This window comes from Microbacterium sp. 18062 (assembly GCF_902706225.1).
In the GTDB taxonomy this organism is placed as follows: Bacteria; Actinomycetota; Actinomycetes; order Actinomycetales; family Microbacteriaceae; genus Microbacterium.
Map to the genome: position 1 here is coordinate 1 of NZ_CACSKB010000033.1, position 21,707 is coordinate 21,707.

Below are 21,707 nucleotides of genomic sequence, written 5' to 3' on the forward strand. Positions count from 1 at the left end.
CCCCCTCTCCCCGCCCGCGCCCGTGTCTCACTTGAGCAGGTTCCGGGGACCGAACGGCTGCACAAACGAGACACCAAGGCTCAGATGCGCACCCGCTTTCCTAGACGCGATATATCGTGTTATTCTGGCAACGCGATATATCGCGAATGACGAGGAGAATGACATGACGACCCCCGAGAAGTGGCTCATCCACCCCGGCGAGACGCGGGTGATCGATCTGGAAGACGTCCGTGCCCTGAAGGTCGGGCTGGTCGGCGGCCAGATCGACATCGTCGCGCACGACGAACCCGGCGCACGCATCGAGGTGCACGCCGTCACGACCAAGGACCTGCGCATCTCGGCCGAGGACGGCAAGGTCGAGATCGACCACCCGCAGCTGCGCTGGGACAACTTCCTCGAGGTGTTCCGCAACTTCGGCTCGGGCGGGCCCAAGGCGGAGATCAGCGTGGCGGTCCCCCGCTCGGTGGCCCTCACCCTCGGCGTCGTCAGCGCCAGCGCGCTCGTCTCCGACCTCGACAGCGACGCGCGCGTCAACACGGTCTCGGGCGACGTGATCGTCGATGGGCTCCGCGCCGACCTCGTCGTGAACGCCGTCTCGGGCGACGTGCAGGCGCGCGGACTCGACGGAGCCCTGAACGCGAACAGCGTCTCGGGCGACGTCGCCGCGACCGGGCGCCTCACCAAGGCGACGATCGACACGGTCTCGGGCGCCATGCTCATCGACGCCCTGGGAGCCGTGCACCAGATCGCCCTCAACACCGTCAGCGGCGACACGACCATCCGCCTCGACGAGGGTCTCGCCGCCAACTACGTGGTGCGCAGCGTCGGCGGCACCGTGCAGATCGACGGCGTCACGCAGACCCGCAAGGGCTCGGGACCGGCCACCAACTACACGGGATCCTCGGGTGAGCTGAGCGGCTCGTTCGTCGACGTGCGGGCGAACTCCGTCTCGGGCGACGTCACCGTCGTGCGGCGACCGGGCGGGACCGCATCCTTCCTCGACGAGTCCGCATCCGCCGCCGACGAGGATGCGGAGGGTCTGTGATGGCCCCCGTCTTCTCGCACGGCGACCTGCGCCTCTACCTGCTGAGCCTGCTCGACGAGGGCCCCCGCCACGGCTACGACATCATGCAGGCGCTCTCGGATCGCACCGGCGGAACCTACACGCCGAGCGCCGGAACCATCTACCCCCGCCTGTCGAAGCTCGAGGAGGAGGGGCTCGTCACCAAGAGCGTGGACGGACGCAAGACCGTCTACGAGATCACCGAGGCGGGGCGCGCCGAGGTCGCCGCGCGAGCGGGCGAGCTCGAGGGCATCCAGGCAGACCTGGCCGACTCCATCCGCCTGATCGCGGACGAGGTGCGCGGCAGCGTACGCGAGGCGATGAAGAGCCTGCGGGCAGACCTCGCCGCGGCCGCGCGCGCCGAGCGGGACTCCCCGCGTCCGCCCGCGGAGGATGCGGACGATCCGCGTGTGAGATCCCGCGAACAGCTGCGGCGCGCCGATGTGCTGGTCGGGGACTTCCGCTCCCGAGTGCGAGCGGACCTCCGTACGCACGTGGCGCGCGGAGGCGATCTCTCCGAGTCGCTCGTCGACGCGCTCGCCGAGTCCCTGGATGCGGCCGGCCGCGAGGTCGCGCGACGCCTACGCGGAGACTGAGGTCACTCCACCCAGGGGTCGTCGCTGTCGGCGATCGGCTCCTGGAGGGGGACCACCAGCACCGGGCGGTGCTGCCGATGCGCGAGGCGGGCGGCCACCGACCCGGTGAAGAACTCGCGAAGGGTCTCACCGATGCCGCGCCGCCGCGTGCCGACCACGATGACCGTCGCGTCGACGTCGTCGGCGAGCCGCTTCAACGCCATCGCCGGATCCCCCACCAGCGAGCGGATGCTCCACGCGACGCCGCTGGCCTCGAGGTGCTCCTCGGCGACGGCACGGATGCGGTCGAGCTCCCGGCTCGCCGCGGCCAGATCGAGGTCGATCGGCGCGGAATGCGGCGTCCCGTCGGGGTCCTCGTAGGTCACGAACCGGGTGACGTCGACGTGGGCGACGATCAGCTCCCGGTCGAAGAGGGCGGCATAGCGCACCGCTTCGCTCCAGACGCGGTCGGGAAGATCCGGGATGGCCCCCAGAACGACCCCGCCGCGTGCGACGTTCTCACTCATACGTCCTCCCGCGGCGCGCCCCCGCGGCGATCACGGGAAGCCACCGTGTTATTCTGAATGCTACTCTTACCGGCTTGAGCCGGACACGTGAATGCGTCGAGCACCAGACGAAGCCGACGTCAGAACAGAGGGGGTCTCGCATGGGGCGTGGCCGTCAGAAGGCGAAGCACACCAAGATCGCCCGGGAACTCAAGTCGTACAGCCCGACCGTGAACTATTCGGCGCTGGAGCGCGAACTGGGGCACCCGGAGACGGACGAGAATCAGTACGTCGACAAGTGGGCCGACGAGTACGAAGACGAGTACGAGGACGAGACGGCCTGACAGCGTCGGTCTCGTCGGGTCGCGTTCGCCCCTCCGATTCGCGGGTGATGCCACTCGGTGGCGACCCCTCGTCCCCTGACCCGAAAATCTCCCCGCCCCGGTTCTGTTGAACAGGCGCATTGCCTGGACTTTCCCCACCCCACAGAGCGCCCCGCAGGGGCGCTGAGCAGCTGACCCGAAAGTCTCCCCGGAGGGGGAGACTTCGCCTCCTTCGTCGGTCGTCAGCGACCCAGGCCGCTGAACCGTTCGCCGTGGCGACACTCGACGAGCGAGCGCATATACGCTCAGTCGTCGGATCGCCGGGGCTGGTGTCGACGCGCGAGCCGTCTGAGGCGCGCGGCACCGCATCCGTCCGACGACTGAGCGTCGCCCCACGGCTGCAGGCGACGGACGGCGGCACGCGGGCGGCTCAGGAGGTCTGCGATCCCTCGACCCAGGCCAGGTACTCCTCGGAGACCGTTCCCGTGATGTACCGCCCGTCGAAGCAGCTCATGTCGAGGTCGGTGATGTCGGAGCCCTCGAGGATCGCGGCCTTGAGGTCCTCGACCTCCTGGTAGACCATGTAGTCCGCGCCGAGCTCCTCGGCGATCTCGGGGATCGTCCGGCCGTGGGCGACGAGCTCGTGGCGGGAGGGCATGTTGATGCCGTAGACGTGCGGGTACCGCACGGGGGGCGCCGCCGAGGCGAACGTCACCGACTTGGCGCCCGCATCCCGCGCCATCTGGATGATCTCCTTGCTCGTCGTGCCGCGCACGATCGAGTCGTCGATGAGCAGCACGTTCTTGCCCTTGAACTCGCTCGACATCGCGTTGAGCTTCTGGCGGACGCTCTTCTTGCGCACCGCCTGCCCCGGCATGATGAACGTACGGCCGACATAGCGGTTCTTGTAGAAGCCCTCGCGGTACTCGATGCCGAGCTTGCGGGCGACCTGCATCGCGGCGGGGCGGGCGGAGTCCGGGATCGGCATGACCACGTCGATCGCCTCGCGCGGGGTGTGCTTGGCGATCGTGTCGGCGAGGCGGTCCCCCATCCGCAGTCGCGCCTCGTAGACCGAGATGCCGTTCATGCTCGAGTCGGGGCGGGCGAGGTACACGTACTCGAACGAGCAGGGGACCAGGCGCGGCTCTCGAGCGCACTGCCGGGTGTGCAGATGTCCGTCGAGGTCGATGAAGACCGCCTCTCCCGGCATCACCTCCCGCACGATGTCGAAGCCGCCGTTCTCGAGGACGAGCGACTCGGACGCGACGATCCACTCGTACGCGCCGTCCTCGGTCTTGCGGGTGCCGAGGATCAGCGGACGGATGCCGAACGGGTCGCGGAACGCGAGAAGCCCGTAGCCGGCGATGAGGGCGATGGCCGCGTACGAGCCCTCGACGCGCTCGTGCACACGGGTGACCGCCTGGAAGACCTGGCCGGCGTCGAGCTCGGGGCCGGAGATCACGGTCTGCAGCTCGTTCGCGAGCACGTTGACGAGCAGTTCCGTGTCGGAGCTGGTGTTCAGGTGGCGGCGGTCGGTGTGGAAGAGCTCGCTGGTCAGCTCACGCGTGTTCGTGAGGTTGCCGTTGTGCACCAGCACGATGCCGTAGGGGGCGTTGACGTAGAACGGCTGGGCCTCCTCCTCGTTGGACGCGGTGCCCTTCGTCGCGTACCGCACGTGACCGAGGCCGATCTCGCCGAGGAGCGAGCGCATGTCTCGGGTGCGGAAGGCCTCGCGCACCTGGCCCTTGGCCTTGGCCTGGTGGAAGACGCCGCTGCGCTCGGCTGTCGCGATGCCCGTCGAGTCCTGGCCGCGGTGCTGCAGCAGCAGCAGGGAGTCGTAGATGTCTTGGTTGACCAGGCCCTGCCCGACCATTCCGACGATGCCGCACATGTGGTGTTACTTCGCTCCGTCTTGTGTGGCGTACGTGCTCACGAGACGGACGGCCCCGCCGTCGACGCCCTTCGCACCCTGGGCCCACGCGTCCCGAGGCGTCGACGCGTCGAGACGTGGGGAGTCGGCATGTGAGTCCGGGTGGGTTCCGTCGCCGACCACGCCGACCTGCCAGGCGGTGATCCCGTGCTCGCGGAGCACGGCGGCCGCCGCATCCGCCCGATCCGCCGCGACCACGGCGAGGAATCCGACGCCCAGGTTCCAGGTGCCCTCGGTCGCCTCGAGGTCGAGCCCGCCGAGGTCGGCCAGCACCCGGAAGACGGGAGCGGGCGACCACGTGGACCGGTCGACCTCGACCCAGGTCTGCGGAGGGAGCACGCGTGCGAGGTTCGCTGCGATCCCACCGCCGGTCACATGGCTCAGCGCGTGCACGTCGCCACCGAGCGTGTCAATGAGCGCCAGGACGGGTGTCGTGTAGAGCCGGGTCGGCTCGAGGAGCGCCTCGCCCCATGTCGTGCCGAAGTCGGCGGCGTGGTCGCCGTACTGGATGCCGGCGCCGGCCACGATGTGCCGCACGAGCGAGTAGCCGTTGGAGTGCAGTCCGCTGGACCCGATCGCGATGACCGCGTCGCCCGCCTGCACGCGGTCGGCTCCCAGCACACGGTCGGCCTCCACGACACCCGTCGCCGCCCCCGCGACGTCGTAGTCGTTCGGCCCCAGCAGGCCCGGGTGCTCGGCCGTCTCACCGCCCACGAGGGCGGTCCCGGTCGCAGCGCACCCCTCGGCGATTCCTCTGACGATCGCGGCGATGCGCTCCGGGAAGACCTTGCCGCACGCGATGTAGTCGGTCATGAACAGCGGCTTCGCGCCGACCACGACGATGTCGTCGACGACCATGCCGACGAGGTCCTGGCCGATCGTGTCGTGCTTGTCGACGGCCTGTGCGATGGCGATCTTGGTGCCCACACCGTCCGTGCTGCTGGCGAGCAGCGGGCGGGTGTAGCCGAGGAGCGCCGAGGCGTCGAAGAGCCCGGCGAAACCGCCGACGCCGCCCACGACCTCGGGGCCATGGGTGCGACGGACGGCCGTCTTCATGAGTTCGACGGCCAGATCGCCCGCAGCGGTGTCGACACCTGCAGCGGCGTAGGGATCGTGGGAGGGTGAGGCCACGCGACAAGACTACCCGTGCCGGGCAGGCCCGACGGCCGCGCCGGCGGGTGCGCGGGCGGGGTCGGGTCGGCGGCGCGGGCTCAGTCGTCGGACCGGAAGGGCCGAGTCCGCATCGACCGTCCCACGAGTATGCTCCTGCCCCACGGCTCCGACGACTGATGACGCGCTCGGGCGCGCGGCCCGTCTGCCACGCCCCAGGCCCCGTCCTACAATGGGCGCCATGCCGGGCAGCGGAGGGCCGCAGTGGATGGTGCGCGAGGACGCGAGCGAAGCCGTGCTCATCGCGCTCTATCTGCGGCAGGTACTCGGGGTCCGGGCGCCGGATGAGCTTCCTCCGCTGCGCGGGCTCGCCACCGTCGAGGCGGAGCGCGACTCCGACGCGCACGCGACGCTCGAGCGTCAGTGGCGCGCGTACTGGGCGATGACGGTCGAGCCGCAGGCGCATCCGTCGCCCATCCCCCTCGATCTCGTCGACGGGTTCGAGACCCTCGTGGCGCTGCCGGTCGAGGGCGCGGATGCCCTGCGTGAGGCGATCGAGCCGCATGCCGCCGAGGCGATCGCATTCGCACACGCCGCGCACGCGGCCTATACGAGCCGGGATGCGGGACGCACCGGCAGCGCATATCGCGCCTACGCGAGCGCCATCGCGGTGCACGAGCGGCAGGTCGGGCGGCGGGCCCACTCGTTCGAGCTGAACGTGCAGATCCTGCCCCTGGCCCAGCGCGGGCTCTGGTGGATCGGCTCGCTCACGATCGCGGTGACCGACGGGCTGCGCGGTGACGTGGTCGCCTTCGATGCGGCGATCCACCCGATCATCGCAGAGCTCGCCTGAGCCCTCCCGCATCGGGGGCGGATGCGGGCTCGTTCCGGCCGCGCCCCTTCGTCCCGGAACTGCGCTCCTCGCTCGGGGACCGAGACGGGAGGGAACTCGGGTCAGTCCTCTTCGACGCGGGTGCGGGTGTGGTCGACCGACACGTCGCGCGCGCGCCTGCTCAGCACCCGGTCGAACACCAGCGCGATCGCCCCGCCGACGGCAACACCGACGGCGACCCCGATCAGGGCCAGGAAGCCGAAGACCTGCGTCTGCGAGTACTCGATGCCCGCGGCGCTCGCCTCATCCGTTCCGTGGAACGCGAAGGTCAGGATCATCGCGACGAAGACGCCCAGCGCACCGCCCAGCACCAGGAACACGCTGTACTTGGGCACTCGGCGGACGCGCACGGTCTCGATCGTCTCGTCGACGACCACGCGGGGGATCTCGGGGTTCTGCGGCTCCTGAGCCATTCGTCCATTGTCTCACCCGCCGCGTGGGCGAATGCCGTCGACGCCCAGCCCGCGCCGACACGGCGAAGCGCCGGTCCCCGAGATCATCGGGAACCGGCGCTTCTGGTCACGACGCCCCACGGAAGCCGTCGCGGGGCGCCGAGTCTCTCAGACCGTCAGCCGGCGGCGACGCACCACGACGAGCAGGGCACCGAGCGCGAGGAGACCCGCTCCCAGCCACACTCCGTCGAGGGATGCCGTGCCACCGGTGGCGGCCAGGTTTCCGTCGGTCGTGCTGTCGCACGGCACCTCGGCGCCCAGAGGGAAGCTGAACGACACGGGGTCGAGCGCCGTGCCCGCCGTGTAGAAGCCCGCGAAGGCCTCCGCTCCGGCCGCGGTCAACGTCGCCGAGGCGTTCGACCAGCTGATGCTGCTCGACGACTCACTGGCGGCGGGCAGCGACAGCGTCGCGAACACCACTCCGGAGGCGTTGACGTCCGGCGAGCCGTTGTAGCCCTTCGACTGCACGTTCAGGATGAGCGACGCCGAGGTGGCGCTGTTCACCTGGATGCGCGGGTTCGACAGCGTCAGGTCGAGCAGGCCGCTGTGACCGGTGTAGTGGATCGATCCGCCATAGCTCACGCGACCGCGATCGGTCTCGGTGCTGTAGGCGCCGGAGCCGGAGCCCCAGCCGCCCGAGATCGAGCCGTTGGCGATCGGGCCGTTGATGTAGTTGCGGAAGGACTCCTTCACACCCCACTGGATGCTGGCGCCCGAGACCGCCTGCGCGACACAGGATGCAGCCGCCGGCGTCTCCTCGGCCGGGACGACCGTCGCAGCCGTCACGGTGAACGGAGCGGACGCGACGACCGCGCCGTCCACGCTCAGCTCGAGCGTGTGCGCCCCCGTCTCGAACGCCGCGGGAACGGTCCAGCTGAAGCCCACGATGCCCGCAGCGGATGCGGTCGCGGTGCCGATGGTGACCGGCGTCGAGTTCGCGACCGCGGTCACGACGGCACCCGGCGCGAAGCCGCCGCCGGTGACGTTCAGGGTCTGTCCCTGCTGCACGCTCGAACCCAGCGGGAACGCGACGTACGGGGCCGTCGGCTGGGCGACCGTCACCGGGGCGAAGGTGTCGAGCGAACGATCGGTCTGCGACAGACCGTGCGCGGCCGAGGTGGCCACCTGGTAGCTCTTGGCCGGGTCGAGCGTCCCGGCGGGAACGGTCAGCGTGGTCGTGAACGCACCGTCGGTGATCTGGCCCGGCTGGACCCACGCCTGAGCGATCCATCCGGCCGACGGAAGCGGCCCGCTGCCGTCCCAGACCGACGTCTCACCGAACAGCACGTATGCGCCGTTGACCGCCGCGGCGCCGGTGAAGCCGGTGCCGTCGACCGTCAGCACGTTCGTGACGGCCGGGTCGAGATCCGCGCTCGGCGAGACCGTGATCGTCGGGGTGGACGCCACCGGCGCCGCGGTGACCGTGAACGATCCGGAGGCGACGACCGTGCCGTCGACACTCAGCTCGATCGTGTGCGTCCCGGCGGCGAACGTCGCCGGGACGTCCCAGCTGAAGCTCACGATGCCCTCGGCCGATGCGGTCGCGGTGCCGATCGTGACCGGCTCGGAGTACGCGACCGCGGTCACGACGTCGCCGGGCGTGAAGCCGCTGCCGGTGACGGTCAGGGTCTGTCCCTGCTGCACGCTCGTGCCCAGCGGGAACTCGACCGAAGGCACCGTCTGCTCAGCGACCGTCACCGGGGCGAAGGTGTCGAGCGAACGATCGGTCTGCGACAGACCGTGCGCAGCGGAGGTGGCCACCTGGTAGCTCTTGGCCGGGTCGAGCGTCCCGGCGGGAACGGTCAGCGTGGTCGTGAACGCACCGTCCGTGATCTGGCCCGGCTGGACCCACGCCTGAGCGATCCATCCGGCCGACGGAAGCGGCCCGCTGCCGTCCCAGACCGACGTCTCACCGACGAGGACGTATGCGCCGTTGGCCGCCGCGGCGCCGGTGAAGCCGGTGCCGTCGACCGTCAGCACGTTCGTGACGGCCGGATCGAGATCCGTGTCCGGCGTCACCGTGATCGACGGGGTGGGCTCCGCCGGCTTGGCGCCGAGGTAGTTGATCTCGACCGACAGCTCCTGGTCGGCGTTCGTCACACCGCCCGCGCCGTACGTGTAGACACCCCACGCGCCCTCGGAAAGCGCGTTCTCGAAGTTCTGCGCGGTCAACGTCGTCGAGAACGATCCGTCGGCCGAGAGCTCGGCCCACTGACCGCGAATCGCCCCCTGGTACGCCGAAGGAACCTGGTCGAGAACCGATGCCGCCAGCGCCCACTTCTGGCTCACGACCGCTCGCGCGGATCCGGTCGCGCCCGTCGACGGCTTCCAGCTCTCGAGGAACGAGCCCAGCACCACATAGGCGCCCTGCGGAAGCGTGTTCGGGATCGGGACACCACGACCGCCGACGTTCGACTCCGGGTCGAAGCCCGAGCCCTTCACCACGAGAACGTCGTCCGTGTAGACCGGCTGGCCCGTGTACGGCGTGACACCGTCCGCCAGGAACACGTCGATCGCCGGCTCGAACACCGGTTCCACCGGCTTGGCGTCGATGGAGTAGTCGACCGCCGCGGAGGTCGAACCGACATACGCGGCAGCGTCAGCGGGGCTGAAGACCGCCGTCAAGGAGTGGGCGCCGACCGCGAGAGTCGTGGTCGACGTCGTCGCCACACCCGCGTCGACGGCGGCGGAGCCGAGCGACGCCGAGCCGTCGAAGAACTCGACCGCGCCGTCTGCGGCGGGCGAGACGGTCGCGGTGAGGGTGACGCTGTCGCCCTCGGTCGCGCTGTCCGCGGGGGTCACCGACAACACGGTCGTCGTAGCGGCCGCGGGTGCCGCCTCGTACGCGATCGGCGTCGTGGTCACCTGCGACGGATCCTGCACGCCGTGCGCCTTGCGGGTCACGACCGAGTACGACACCCCCTCAGCGAAGGCCGCCACGGGGGCTGTGACGCTGAACGACCCGTCGGGGTTCAGCGGGGCGGTCGCGCCCAAGCCCGGAATCGTCCCCTCCGTGTTGCTCGGACCGATCCACACCGTGTAGGCGTCGGCGGTGGCGCCGTCCTGCCGGATGCCGAGGTAGATGCCGGGCTCGGTGGCGCTGAACCCGCTGCCGGTCACCGTGACGTCGCCACCGGCACGCGGCGCCTGGGTCACCGACACGGTCGGGGCATCGGCTGCCTGGGCGGGAACGGCGACCCCCAGGGCCGCTCCTGACGCGATGAGCGCGCCGGTGAGCACGCTCGCGAGCACTCGCCACAGCGGTGCCCTTCTAGGTTTCTGCACGGGTTCACTCCTCGAACGGGTAGAAACGCGCCGCGCTGACGGCGCATGAAGGTAAGGCTCTCCAAAGCCAGACCTCATAAGCCTAGCCTTACCAACACCGAAACTGGGAGCCCGTTGTGTAGATCGTTACCGTTCGCGACGAGGCAGCACGATCGGACGACCCGTGTCGGGGTCGGCGATCACCCGGACAGGGGTCTCGTACACGTGCTCGATCCGGGCCTCCGTCAGCACGTCGACCGGTGGGCCGAACGCCTGCAGGCGCCCACCGTGCAGGATCGCGACCTCGTCCGCGTAGGCGGCCGCGAGCGAGAGGTCATGGAGGACCACCACGATGGCGCGCCCGCGTGACGCCAGCTCCCGGGCGATGCGCAGCACGTCCTCCTGGTGCTTCAGATCGAGCGCGGCCGTCGGCTCGTCGAGCATCACGATCGGGGTGTCCTGGGCGAGCACCCGCGCCAGGGACACCCGCGCCCGCTCGCCGCCGGACAGCGAGGAGAACACGCGCGATGCGAGGTGCGCGACATCCGCCCTCCGGAGCGCCTCGTCGATGATGCGTCCGTCGTCTGCGATGTCGGCGCCGATCCAGGGCGCGCGGCCCATCTCCACCACCTCGTAGGCCGTGTAGGCGAACGACACCTGGTTGGCCTGGAGCAGCACCGACCGGCGGCGGGAGAGCTCCCTGCTGCGGTGCTGCGAGAGAGCGCGCCCGTCGAGCGTGACGGAGCCGGAGGTCGCGCGGGCGTCCCCGGTCAGGATTCCGAGGAGGCTCGACTTTCCCGCGCCGTTCGGGCCGACGAGCGCGAGAACCCGGCCGTACGCGACCTCGAGGCTCACGCCGGTCAGGATCTGCGCCGCACCGATCCGGTAGCCCACGTCATCGAGCGCGTACGCCACGCGGCCCGGCCCACTCACGACCAGCCCCCCGCTTTGCGCCGGCTCCGCCGGATGAGCCAGTAGAAGAACGGGCCGCCGATGAGAGAGGTGAGGATGCCGATGGGCAGATCCGCCGCCGGCAGCAGCGTGCGCGCGAGAACGTCGGCATAGACGAGCAGAGCACCGCCCCCGAGGAAGGAGGCGATGATCAGCGGCCGGTTCGCCGGGCCGATCAGCATCCGCACGAGGTGGGGGATGACGAGGCCGACGAACGCGATGATGCCCACGAAGGCGACCGCGACACCGGTGAGAAGGGCGACCAGCACGATCGACAGGATCCGCAGGCGCTCCACGTGCACACCGAGGTGCGCCGCCGTGCGGTCCCCCAGCGACAGGAGGTCGTAGCGGCGTGCGAGTGCGACGGTGATGCCCACCCCGACGACGCCGACCAGGGCGACGATCCCGACCTCGGGCCAGCGCGACCCGTTCATCGACCCCAGCTGCCAGAAGACGATCTGCTCACGGGAGGCGGTGTCTCCGACGAACATGAGGATGGCCAGGCCCGCCCCCGCGAACGCGTTGACGGCGATGCCGGTCAGGATGAGGGTGACCGACTCGGTGCGCCCCTGTGCCCGCGCCGCGCCGTAGACGACGAGCGTCGCGCCCAGCCCGCCGGCGAACGCGACCAGCGCGGTCGTCCACGACCCGAAGAAGGTCAGACCGAGCGTGATGGCCGCGGCGGCGCCGAGGGCCGCTCCCGACGAGACCCCGACGACCCCGGGCTCCGCCAGCGGGTTGCCGAAGATCGCCTGCATGACGGCGCCGGCGACGGCCAGCAACGCGCCGACCAGCAGCGACATCGCGATGCGCGGGAACCGGATCTGCCACAGGGTCTGCTCGATGAGCGGGTCCGTCGGGGCCCAGCCGTTCGGGATCCCCACGGCACGCAGCACCGATCCGAGCACCTCCGCCGGACCGATCGGCAGCTGTCCGAGGCCCGCGGAGATCACGACGCCCACGATCAGCAGGACGGCACCGGCGGCGTACACCACGGCGCGGCGACCGCGTCCCGCACGGATGCCGACCACGGGAGCGGATGCGGTCATGACGCCGCCTCTGGCCCCTCGGGCGCGTAGACCGCACGCGCGAGCGCGTCGAGCACGAGCGCCGAACGAGGCCCGAACGAGAGGATCTGCCCGTCGTCCATGTCGACGAAGCGCCGATGCTCGCCCGCCTTGGTCAGGGCGATCGCCGGCTTGTCGGCGAGGAGCCCGTCGACGCCGCCGACCGACTCGATGCCGTGCGTCATGACGAGCACCAGGTCGGGGTCCGCGGCGACCATCGCCTCATCTGTCATCGGCTTCATGCCGGCCCAGCCGAGCTCCCCGGCCACGTCGACGCCGCCGAGTCCCTCGATCAGCTGATCGGCACCGGACTCCTCGCCGAAGAGGTAGTACACCCCGGCGCTGCCGCGGAGGTACAGGAACATCATCCGCAGCTTCTCGCCCTGCGCCCGGGGGGCGATCTGCGCGATCTCCGCGATCTTGGCCTGCACCTCGTCGGCGACGCGCTGCGCGAGCAGCTCCCCCGCCTCGGGCGCGCCGTAGACCGCCGCGACGTCGCGCGCGAGCTGCTCCGCGCCCTCGAACGACGCGTCGTTCTCGACGAAGACGACCGTGATGCCGACGTCACGAAGCTGCTCCACGACGTCGCGCGGTCCGATGGTGCCGTCCGTGATGACGAGCGTCGGCGCGAGCGCGATCACCGACTCGGCGTTCACCGTGTGCCCGCCGGAGGTCACCACCGGGATGTCCTCGGTGCCCGGGAAGGTGGTGGACTGATCGATCCCGACGAGGGTCCCGCCGAACCCGAGTCCCCAGACCGTCGCGGCGATCGAGCCCGCGAGGTCCATCGCCACGACCCGCGACGTGTCGACGACCTCGACGGTAGCGTCGCCGCCCGCATCCCGCGACAGGACCGTCGCGGGCAGCTCCTGCGCGGGATCGGAGGCGACGGGCTCGATGCGCGCATCGGCCATCACGGCGGTGGACTCTCCGACGTAGGAGCGCGGGTCGGCGAGGACGTCGAGCTCGCTGAGCGGCACCTGCACCGTCGCAGACGTGTCCTCGGATGCTACGGGCGCGGCCACCGCCCCCGCGCAGCCGGTCAGGGCGAGTGCCGCGGCGACGACGAGCGCCGCGGCACGGGCGAGACGTCTCATGCCTGGGCGCCCGGACCCGAGCCGTTCGCGTCTCCCCCTCGTCCGCGTCGAATGATCCAGACGACGACCGCCGCGACGACTCCGACGCCCGCGATGCCCGCGACCCAGCCGAGCCAGCCCAGGTCGGCGCCCTCATCGGTCTCGGCCGCGATGGGCGTCGCCGCCGCATCCGCCGTCTCGGTGGGCTCGGCGGTGGGCTCGGGCTCGGCGCAGTCGAGGACGAGCGTGAAGCTCACCGGATCGAACGCCGTGCCGGCCTCGTAGCTGCCGAACGCGTCGAAGCCCTCCTGGGTGACGGCGGTCGGCACCGCCGTGCCGGTCACCGTCGTCGCATCCTCGCCCATCTGGAGCGGTGCCGCGGCGAGGTCGAGCGCGACGAACGCGACCTGGGTGAGCTCGTGCACGTTGTCGGTGTTCCCCGCGAGGGCGTCCTCCATCGTGAGGTTGCGCAGGTCGAGCAGCAGCTGCGCGGTGCCGTCGCCCGAGAAGCTCAGGGTCGGGTTCGCGATCGTGGTGTCGAGGAGCCCGTCGTGCCCGGTGAAGTGCACACCGCCGGTGAAGTGCGCCTCACCGGCGAACGTCGCGGTGTCGAAGGTGCCGGTCGCGCCCGACCAGCCGAAGTCGGGGGTCGTGTACGTGGCGCCGTCGGTCGGCTCCCACGATCCGTTCGCGATGGTGCCCGAGATGTAGGAACGGAACGACTCCTTGAACCCCCAGGTCAGCTCTCCGCCGACGATGTCGCACGCGGCGCTCGTCGAGACGGCGCTGTCGATGGTCCGGCCGGACGCCGACCCGGGCGCGGCACCCGCCAGCGCGAGCGGCGCGGCGAGCGCTGCGGCGATGGCCAGCCCCCGACCGCGACGGCCCTTCGATACGATCTGCGGACGACGCTGAGACGTCATGAGCTCTGCCCCTCTGTACGCGCTGCACGCGGGTCGTGCCGACGCCGGACCCAACGCTCGACCCCGACGGCCTCGGGCAGGCCACTGGCGGTGAGGTAAGGGATGCCTAATAAGGATAGGACGCGTGGGTTTCGCTGTCCAATGAGGGCTCCCCCGAAGACCGGGCGGCGTGCGGGTGACGTCGCGCGATCCCTGCTCCGATTCGACGGCTCTCGCCCGGTGGGCTCTATTCGGCCGTATCTTTTTTGAGACGCCCGTTCTCAGGGTCGTCTCGATGTCACGCCGCGAGGAACGGGAGAAGATTTCATGAACGTCAAGGCCGCTGTCGTGGAGGAGCTCGGAAAACCCCTGGAGATTCGGCAGTTGCAGCTCGATGAGCCACAGGCGAACGAGGTGCAGGTGCGGATCGTCGCAACGGGGGTCTGCCACACGGACGCAGTGGTGCGCGACGGCTGGATGCCCACGCGGCCTCCGATCGTGCTCGGACACGAGGGCGCCGGTGTGGTCGAGAAGGTCGGCGCGGGCGTCGACCACCTTCGACCGGGGGATCATGTGGTGCTGAGCGTGAACAGCTGCGGCACCTGCCGATCGTGCCTGTCAGGGCATCCCGCGGCGTGCGTGAACATCTTCGCGCACAACTTCGCAGGCAGCCGGATCGACGGCACCACGGCGTACTCGTATGCGGACGGCACGCCCGTGAAGTCGCACTTCTTCGGCCAGTCGTCGTTCTCCGAGCGCGTGAACGCATCGGTGCGCAGCGTGGTGAAGATCCCCGAGGACTTCCCGCTCGAGCTCGCCGGCCCGCTCGGCTGCGGCATCCAGACGGGCGCGGGCGCGGTCCTCAACGTGCTCCGTCCGGGACCCGGCGGCACCTTCGTCGTGTTCGGCGCAGGTGCGGTGGGTCTGTCCGCCCTGCTCGGCGCCGTGGCCAGCCGCGTCGGGACGATCATCGCGGTCGACGTCAACGACGATCGCCTCGCCCTGGCCACCGAGCTCGGCGCCACGCATGTCATCAACGGCATGAACGAGGACGCGGTCGCCCGCGTGCTCGACCTCACGGGCGGCGGTGTGCAGACGGCGCTGGACACGACCGGCAACGCCCGCGTGTTCCGTCAGATGATCGACTCGCTCGCCATGTCGGGTCATGCCGGCGCGCTCGGCGCCGCCGCGGCCGGCAGCGAGGGGGTCATCGACCTGCCGGGCGCACTCGCCCGCGGCATCCGGATCACCTGGATCGTCGAGGGGGATGCCGTGCCGCAGCTGTTCATCCCCGAGCTGATCGCGCTCCACCGGGCGGGCGACTTCCCGTTCGACAGGCTCATCAAGACCTACGCGTTCGACGACATCAACACCGCCTTCGCGGATTCGGAGTCCGGAGAGGCCCTCAAGCCCGTCGTCCTGCTCTGATCATCGGCGTGCGGCGCCTCAGCCAGGCGCCGTGCACCGAGGTCTCCGCTGCCGCTCCGGCCGCGAGCACCCGCTCACGGCCGGAGCGGCAGCAGGTCCGAGATGTCGGCGCGGGTGCCGGAGGCGAGGATGCGACCGGCGGCGGCCGCATCCGGCCACCCCTCCGCGCCCGTCGCAAGGGCGATCCAGGTGGCGGCGTCGGTCTCCACGACGTTCGGCGGCGTGCCACGCGTGTGTCGCGGGCCCTCGATGACCTGGACGGCGCCGAAGGGCGGCACCCGCACCTCGACCGTGTGGCCGGGGGCCTTCTCGGCGAGCAGCTGCAGCAGGTAGCGCACGGCGGTCGCCAGATCGGTGCGGGCGGGCGCCTCGGCGTCGGCCACCGCGGCGAGTGCGGCGCGCCCCTCGTCGGTGGTGATGCGGCGGGCCATGTCTCCACGCTACTGCGTGCGCGACTCAGGAGACACGCCACCCTCCGGCGTCCGCAGTACCGGTACCGCCGTGAAACGCCTGACCCGAAAGTCTCCCCGGAGTGGAGAGATCTCGCCTCCTTCGTTGGACGTCAGCGACCCCGGCCGCTGGATCGTGCACGGCGTGCACGCCGCACGGCGCGCCCCGTGCAGCCCGCCCGATCGGCCACCCGTCAGGACGATCCGACACCACCCGCACGGCAAAGAGCCCGCTGGGTAGGCTGGAGGGGTGAGAATCCTGGTCCTCGGCTCGGGCGCGCGCGAGCACGCCATCATCCTGGCCCTCCGCGCGGAGGCGACGGAGCACGCCCTGTTCGCCGCCCCCGGCAACGCGGGCATCGGGCAGGATGCGGTGCTCGTCGATCTCGACGCGAACGACCCCGCCGCCGTCACCGCGTATGCGAACGAGCACGCGATCGACCTCGTCGTGATCGGCCCCGAGGCGCCGCTCGTCGCCGGCGTCGCCGACAGCCTGCGCGAACGCGGCATCCCCGTCTTCGGCCCCGGCAGGGCGGCCGCTCAGCTCGAAGGGTCCAAGGCGTTCGCCAAGCGGATCATGGAGACCGCAGGCGTGCCGACGGGCCGCGCGGTGCGCGCCCACACGCTGGACGAGGTCGCCGCCGCCCTCGACGACCTCGGCGCGCCGCACGTCGTGAAGGCCGACGGCCTCGCCGCGGGCAAGGGCGTCATCGTCACTCCCGACCGGGACGCCGCGCTCGCGCACGCCGAGACGTATCTGCCGACCGGGCCCGTGCTCGTCGAGGAGTTCCTCGACGGCCCCGAGGTGTCGCTCTTCTTCCTGAGCGACGGCGACCATGTGCTTCCGCTCAGCCCCGCACAGGACTTCAAGCGCCTCGGCGACGGCGACACCGGCCCCAACACCGGCGGCATGGGCGCCTACTCGCCGCTGCCCTGGCTCGACGAGCGCTTCGGCGGCGAGCGGACCTTCGTCGACCGGGTGACCGCAGAGATCGCCGAGCCCGTGATCGGCCGGCTCGACGCCGAGGGCACGCCGTTCATCGGCCTGCTCTACGCGGGCCTCATCGTCACCGACGACGGCGTGAAGGTCATCGAGTTCAACGCGCGCTTCGGCGACCCCGAGACGCAGGTCGTGCTGCCGCGCCTGACCGATCCTCTGTCGGAGCTGCTGCTCGCCGCCGCCTCGGGAAACCTCGAGGACCACGATCTCCCGGCGTTCTCCGATCAGGCGGCGGTCGCGGTCGTGCTGGCGAGCGAGGGCTATCCCGAGCACCCTGTCACGGGGCGCGAGCTCACGGGTCTGGACGCGGCATCCGCCGTCGAGGGCGTGCACCTCGCGCACGCCGCGACCACGCGGGACGGCGAGGTGCTGCGCGCCATCGGTGGCCGCGTGCTGAGCGTCGTCGCCCTCGGCGCCGACATCGCCGAGTCGCGCGACCGCGCCTATCGCGCCGTGTCCGAGATCGGCTTCGAAGGCGGCCAGTACCGCACCGACATCGCCGCCCTCGCCGTCGCGGGCTGAGTCGCGGGTCGCGCGCCCGACGGCCCCTCGCCGTGGTGGGCCGCGAGACTGCAGCGGAGCGCCGAGACAGCGGGGTAACCCCACAGTCTCGGCGCCCACGTGCAGTCTCGCGGTCCTCGCCGCCGGGTGTGCCGTCCGGCGGACTACGCCGCGACGCGCCTTCTGGCTCCCGCGGCGGCGAAGAGGGCACCGCCGAGCAGGATGATCAGCATCCCACCCACGTACACCGGTCGCAGTTCCGGCGCGCCCGTCGCGGGCAACGATCCGTCGGCGAGCGTGATCGTGATCGGCGCCCATCCGATCAGCGAGCCGTCGGCTGCATACACGGCGACGCGGTGCGCACCCGTGGTCGCCGCCGGCAGGGTCACGGTGATCGTCCCGGCCGCGGTGACCGTGTGCGAGCCCAGGCTCACCGGATCGGAGAACAGGTACGCGTGCACCGTCTCGCCCGCGTGCGCCGCTCCGACGCTCACGGTGATCTGCGAACCGACCGCCGCCGTGGACGGGGCGGTCACTCCGCCGCGGTTGCCCTGAGTCAGATCGGACTCCGCGGGTCCGCCGGTGCCCGGCAGCGCGGGCGTGCTCGGCGTCGGCTCGGGCGTCGGCTCCGGGGTCGGCTCAGGCGTGGGTTCCGGGGTCGGCTCAGGCGTGGGTTCCGGGGTCGGCTCCGGGGTGACCGCGGTCACCGTGAGGGTCGCCGCATCCGTCGCCGCCTCGCCGGCCACGTTGGTGAACACGGCGCGGTACTGCGTGCCCGACGCCGAGGCCGCGGCATCCGTCACGGTGTAGGTCTGCGTCGTCGCGTCCGGGATGTCCACCCAGTCCCCCGCGTCGGCGAGTCGCGACTGCCACCGCACGCTCGGAGCGGGCACGCCCTCCGCCGCCGCGGCGAACGTCGCGGTCCCCCCGGCATCGACGGTCGCCGAATCCGGATGCTGGGTGACGACCGGGGCGACGGGCTGCGGGTCGGCCCCGGAGAAGTCGACCGTGAACGCGCTCGGCGCCTTGTACGCGTCGAGCGTGCCGCCCGTGGAGTAGAAGTAGGCGGCGAGCCCGGTCGTCTCGTGGAAGTCGACGATCCCCTGCGGCCACGCGCCCCATCCCGACACCGTGCGGTTCTGCCCGGGAGTCGTGACCTCGACGCCCGCGTAGTCCGGGGCGACCGTGAAGCCGTTCTCGACATCGACGACCACGTCGCGGAAGGTCGCGATCGTGATGTCGGATGCCGGCTCGACAGCCTCCTTCGGCGCCGTGGGGTCCGCCATGTCGCCCTTGTAGCCGGAAAGGTCGGCGATGAGCGTGCCCGTGCCGTCGGCCGCGACCGTCAGCCGCAGGTCGGCGATGGTGAACGGCACCAGCCCGTCGTAGTAGTTCACGCTGAAGGATGCGGGCCAGGTGACCACGGCGGAGCCGTCGGGCTGCACAACGGCCGTGCCCTCGGTCAGGCGCACCGCCTGGGTCGCCCCTCCCCCGAGCGTCACGTGCTGCCCGCGCGTCTCCCACGTCGCGGTCGCCTCACCAGCGGCGCCGTCGCGCTGCACGATCGTCGCGCCGCCCGCCTCGGCCGCGTAGGTCGCCTCGGTGCCATCGGAGACCCCGGCCGACAGGTAGTGCGCGGTGCTGCCGTTCGGCGGACGGTGCTGCCAGTCCGCGCTCCCCGTCCAGTCGAAGGCCACGCCGGTGTAGGTCGTCGGCTCCTCCGGGGACGTGGGCGTCGCGCGCACGGTCAGGGTGACCGCCTCGCTGTACGTCGTACCGACCTCGTTGGTGAGAACCGCGCGGAACACGGCGCCGTCGAGCGACAGCGGAGCAGCGGTCACGACCAGTCGAGCGCCGTCCGATGAGAACGTCTCGTCCGCACCGACGTCCTGCCAGCCGCCGCCCGTCTGCCGCTGCCACGAGACCTCAGGGCCGGGGTTGCCACCGGCGAGCACCGAGAAGGAGGTGCTCTGCCCCTCGTAGACAGTCGCGCTCGAGGGCTGCGACTCGACGATCGGCATGCTGCGCACGGTGAGCACACCAGCCTCGGATGCCACCGCGCCCGCGGCGTTCGACACGACCGCCCGGTACTGCGTGCCGTCGTCCGCCAGCGTCGCCGGGACGACGAGCTCCGTCGACGTGGCCCCCTCGACATCGGAGAATCGCGACGACCCCGCCTGCTTCGACTGCCACTGGACCGACGGCTCCGGCGCTGCCGTGGCTCCGACGGTGAACGTCACCTCCTGGGAGCTCTGCCCCTGTGCGAGCGTCACCTCCTGCGCGGTCGGCTGCGTGGTCACGGTCGGGACGACACCCACCCTCTCCCAGCGCTCGAAGCCGAGGCGGCCGAGATCCGCGTCGATGACCTGCAGGTAGAGAGAGCCTTCCGGACCGGCAGCCATCTGGTACGGACGCACACCGTTGACCCGGAGTTCCGGGACGGTCTGCGTGGCCACTACGTCGGTGCCGCGGAACGCGACGAGCTGTGAACGCTCCCCCTGCACCGTGACGTACACATCGCTCACGGGGTCGTAGATCGGCACTCCTGCGAAGCCGACGGCATCCGATCCCTCATAGGGAAGGGTGAACGGATCGCCCTCCCCCACGACATCGCCCTGCGTCTCGATCCACTGCGCCTGATCGCGCAGAGCGTACGCGAGCGCGCGCCCGTCCTCGTAGGTGGCGACGTGAGCGTAGCCGTTGCCGAGGTTGCTCGTGTTGTACTCCGGAGTCGTCCCCGGAACGGATGTGGCGGTGAGCTCTCCGCCGGCGATGCGGTAGAGCGCGACCGGGACCGGTGTGCGACCGAGGTTCGGGCGCCCATCGTTGATCCGCGCGCGACCTGCGCCCGCGTACAGATAGTCGCCTGTCGCGGTCGCAGCGAGAGCAGCCTCCGCCTTGTACTCGGAGGGATTGAAGAACGCGGGGAAGGTGCTGTCAGGGAGGCCCTCGAACTCCGGATCGTAGCTGTTCGGCAGGGGAAGACGGTGGCGCACGACCTCCCACGCCTCGGCGCCGGCGATCACACGCACGAGCTCGGCCTCGTTCCCGGCCAACCCCTTGACGATCAGGGCGAGCTCGCCCGCGGCCGCGTTCCACGTAAGCGCGGACACGCCCGTTGCCGCCTCCGTCTCACCGTAGGTAGCGGGGATCTCGGCGATCGGTGCGGTCGCATAGACGGCGGAGGCCGCATCCCATGTGCTGCGCATGACGCGGTACGGGTCGGCGGCGAAGTCCACCCAGTACACCGACCCCGTCGCGGAGTCGAATGCGGCGATCGGCTCGCGTGACTGCGTGTGGTAAGGGGCCACAGGAAGCGTGACCACCGAGTCGGACAGCGGCGCCAACGAGACCGGATCCAGCGCCCGGAGCAGCCCGGTGCCATCGGTCTCCGACGTCTTGCCGATCACGTGGACGGCCGACCCGTCATCGGCGGGATGGATCGCGCGCGCACCCGAGTCGAGCGAGTCTTCGAACCATGTGTCGCCAGTGGCACGGTAGACGGGTGCGCCACTGACATCCCATCGCTCTGCGAGATCCGGCTTGGCGCCCGGACCGACGTACGAGAACGACACATCATCGAGCAGCGTGCCCCGCGCGTATGTCATGAACTGGTCTGTCGCGACGGCACCGATGCCGCTCCATGAGGTGACGTCGTCCTCGACGGACACCTCCGCGTCGAGGACGTCCAACGTCGCCAGTGGAACGTCGACAAGGCTCTCCGACTGTGCCGAACCGCTTCCGTCGGTGCGCGCCTTGCCGGTCCAGTCGCCGTACAGGGTCTGCTCGTCGGAGGAGATCACCAGCCGCAGGTTGCCGTAGCTCGTGTCCAGCTGGCACTCGTCGGGACCAGAGCAGTATCCCTGGAACCGGACGACGCCTGCGAAGGCAATCTCGGTCGTGCCGGACTCCTCGTCGAAGTCGCCCGAGCTAACCGGGAACTCAAAGAGTCCGTCGTCGCGCACCGACGCACCGTCGAGCGCGCGTGTGCCGGCGGCGCCGACATAGCTGCGCCACGACTGCTTGATTCCCCACACCAGAGAGCCGTCGTCGATGGACGTGCTCTCCGCGCTGGGATCCGCCGCAGCGGTTGCGGGCGCCACCGCCGGCAGGCCGAGCATCGCGGCGATGAGGGCGCCGACGATGCCGGCCGTGACTCGTGAACGGGCTCGCGCAACAGGGTGCATCGGATGGGACTCGTTTCATGTCTCGGGTGCG

At 70.9% G+C, this 21,707-nt stretch carries 17 protein-coding genes; 6 read left to right on the forward strand and 11 right to left on the reverse strand.

What is annotated here, in order from left to right:
• Positions 1 to 163 precede the first annotated feature (163 nt).
• The gene (locus tag GVL03_RS12650) at positions 164 to 1,045 is read left to right on the forward strand and encodes a DUF4097 family beta strand repeat-containing protein (protein WP_159501364.1); all 882 of its coding nucleotides are present in this window, start codon (positions 164 to 166) and stop codon (positions 1,043 to 1,045) included.
• Positions 1,045 to 1,659 (forward strand): PadR family transcriptional regulator, encoded by a 615-nt coding sequence (locus tag GVL03_RS12655; protein WP_159501365.1) that lies wholly within the window; start codon positions 1,045 to 1,047, stop codon positions 1,657 to 1,659. The genes GVL03_RS12650 and GVL03_RS12655 overlap by 1 nt, the downstream gene beginning before the upstream one ends.
• A gap of 2 nt (positions 1,660 to 1,661) precedes the next feature.
• Here GVL03_RS12655 and GVL03_RS12660 read toward each other — a convergent pair whose 3' ends face one another.
• Positions 1,662 to 2,165 carry a universal stress protein gene (locus tag GVL03_RS12660; RefSeq protein ID WP_159501366.1) on the reverse strand — a complete coding sequence of 168 codons (504 nt, stop codon included), beginning with the start codon at positions 2,163 to 2,165 and terminating at the stop codon, positions 1,662 to 1,664.
• A gap of 140 nt (positions 2,166 to 2,305) precedes the next feature.
• Between GVL03_RS12660 and GVL03_RS12665 the strand changes: the two genes are divergently transcribed.
• Positions 2,306 to 2,488: a DUF3073 domain-containing protein gene (locus GVL03_RS12665; RefSeq protein WP_159501367.1), complete on the forward strand. Its 183-nt coding sequence runs from the start codon at positions 2,306 to 2,308 to the stop codon at positions 2,486 to 2,488.
• A gap of 409 nt (positions 2,489 to 2,897) precedes the next feature.
• Here the strand turns inward: GVL03_RS12665 and purF are convergent, their stop codons facing one another.
• Both purF and purM read right to left on the reverse strand, forming a co-directional pair.
• The gene (gene purF / locus GVL03_RS12670) at positions 2,898 to 4,358 is read right to left on the reverse strand and encodes an amidophosphoribosyltransferase (protein WP_159501368.1); all 1,461 of its coding nucleotides are present in this window, start codon (positions 4,356 to 4,358) and stop codon (positions 2,898 to 2,900) included.
• 6 nt (positions 4,359 to 4,364) lie between these two features.
• Positions 4,365 to 5,453: a phosphoribosylformylglycinamidine cyclo-ligase gene (gene purM / locus GVL03_RS12675; protein WP_235038154.1), complete on the reverse strand. Its 1,089-nt coding sequence runs from the start codon at positions 5,451 to 5,453 to the stop codon at positions 4,365 to 4,367.
• 295 nt (positions 5,454 to 5,748) lie between these two features.
• Between purM and GVL03_RS12680 the strand changes: the two genes are divergently transcribed.
• Positions 5,749 to 6,360 (forward strand): zinc-binding alcohol dehydrogenase, encoded by a 612-nt coding sequence (locus GVL03_RS12680; RefSeq protein WP_159501370.1) that lies wholly within the window; start codon positions 5,749 to 5,751, stop codon positions 6,358 to 6,360.
• 101 nt (positions 6,361 to 6,461) lie between these two features.
• On the opposite strand, the gene GVL03_RS12685 is transcribed toward GVL03_RS12680, so the two are convergent.
• The 6 genes from GVL03_RS12685 to GVL03_RS12710 all read right to left on the reverse strand — a co-directional run bounded on the left by GVL03_RS12685 (position 6,462) and on the right by GVL03_RS12710 (position 14,132).
• Positions 6,462 to 6,812, reverse strand: a complete 351-nt coding sequence (locus tag GVL03_RS12685; protein ID WP_159501371.1) for a potassium transporter Trk — start codon at positions 6,810 to 6,812, stop codon at positions 6,462 to 6,464.
• Positions 6,813 to 6,959: 147 nt separating this feature from the next.
• Positions 6,960 to 10,136 carry an HtaA domain-containing protein gene (locus GVL03_RS12690; RefSeq protein WP_159501372.1) on the reverse strand — a complete coding sequence of 1,059 codons (3,177 nt, stop codon included), beginning with the start codon at positions 10,134 to 10,136 and terminating at the stop codon, positions 6,960 to 6,962.
• A gap of 126 nt (positions 10,137 to 10,262) precedes the next feature.
• Positions 10,263 to 11,048 carry a heme ABC transporter ATP-binding protein gene (locus tag GVL03_RS12695; RefSeq protein ID WP_159501373.1) on the reverse strand — a complete coding sequence of 262 codons (786 nt, stop codon included), beginning with the start codon at positions 11,046 to 11,048 and terminating at the stop codon, positions 10,263 to 10,265.
• The gene (locus GVL03_RS12700) at positions 11,045 to 12,115 is read right to left on the reverse strand and encodes an iron ABC transporter permease (protein ID WP_159501374.1); all 1,071 of its coding nucleotides are present in this window, start codon (positions 12,113 to 12,115) and stop codon (positions 11,045 to 11,047) included. Before GVL03_RS12700 ends, GVL03_RS12695 begins: the two co-directional genes overlap by 4 nt.
• Positions 12,112 to 13,230 (reverse strand): ABC transporter substrate-binding protein, encoded by a 1,119-nt coding sequence (locus tag GVL03_RS12705; RefSeq protein WP_159501375.1) that lies wholly within the window; start codon positions 13,228 to 13,230, stop codon positions 12,112 to 12,114. The genes GVL03_RS12700 and GVL03_RS12705 overlap by 4 nt, the downstream gene beginning before the upstream one ends.
• The gene (locus tag GVL03_RS12710) at positions 13,227 to 14,132 is read right to left on the reverse strand and encodes an HtaA domain-containing protein (RefSeq protein WP_159501376.1); all 906 of its coding nucleotides are present in this window, start codon (positions 14,130 to 14,132) and stop codon (positions 13,227 to 13,229) included. Before GVL03_RS12710 ends, GVL03_RS12705 begins: the two co-directional genes overlap by 4 nt.
• Before the next feature lie 306 nt (positions 14,133 to 14,438).
• On the opposite strand from GVL03_RS12710, the gene GVL03_RS12715 reads away from it, so the two are divergent.
• Positions 14,439 to 15,539: an NAD(P)-dependent alcohol dehydrogenase gene (locus tag GVL03_RS12715; RefSeq protein ID WP_159501377.1), complete on the forward strand. Its 1,101-nt coding sequence runs from the start codon at positions 14,439 to 14,441 to the stop codon at positions 15,537 to 15,539.
• 74 nt (positions 15,540 to 15,613) lie between these two features.
• Here the strand turns inward: GVL03_RS12715 and GVL03_RS12720 are convergent, their stop codons facing one another.
• A complete protein-coding gene (locus GVL03_RS12720) occupies positions 15,614 to 15,970 on the reverse strand; it encodes a sterol carrier family protein (protein ID WP_159501378.1) in 357 nt (118 codons plus the stop codon).
• A 268-nt stretch (positions 15,971 to 16,238) separates the two neighbouring features.
• Here GVL03_RS12720 and purD point away from each other — a divergent pair, with 268 nt between their 5' ends.
• The gene (purD, locus tag GVL03_RS12725) at positions 16,239 to 17,510 is read left to right on the forward strand and encodes a phosphoribosylamine--glycine ligase (RefSeq protein WP_159501379.1); all 1,272 of its coding nucleotides are present in this window, start codon (positions 16,239 to 16,241) and stop codon (positions 17,508 to 17,510) included.
• A 143-nt stretch (positions 17,511 to 17,653) separates the two neighbouring features.
• Here purD and GVL03_RS12730 read toward each other — a convergent pair whose 3' ends face one another.
• Positions 17,654 to 21,676: an HtaA domain-containing protein gene (locus tag GVL03_RS12730; RefSeq protein WP_159501380.1), complete on the reverse strand. Its 4,023-nt coding sequence runs from the start codon at positions 21,674 to 21,676 to the stop codon at positions 17,654 to 17,656.
• Positions 21,677 to 21,707: the final 31 nt, after the last annotated feature.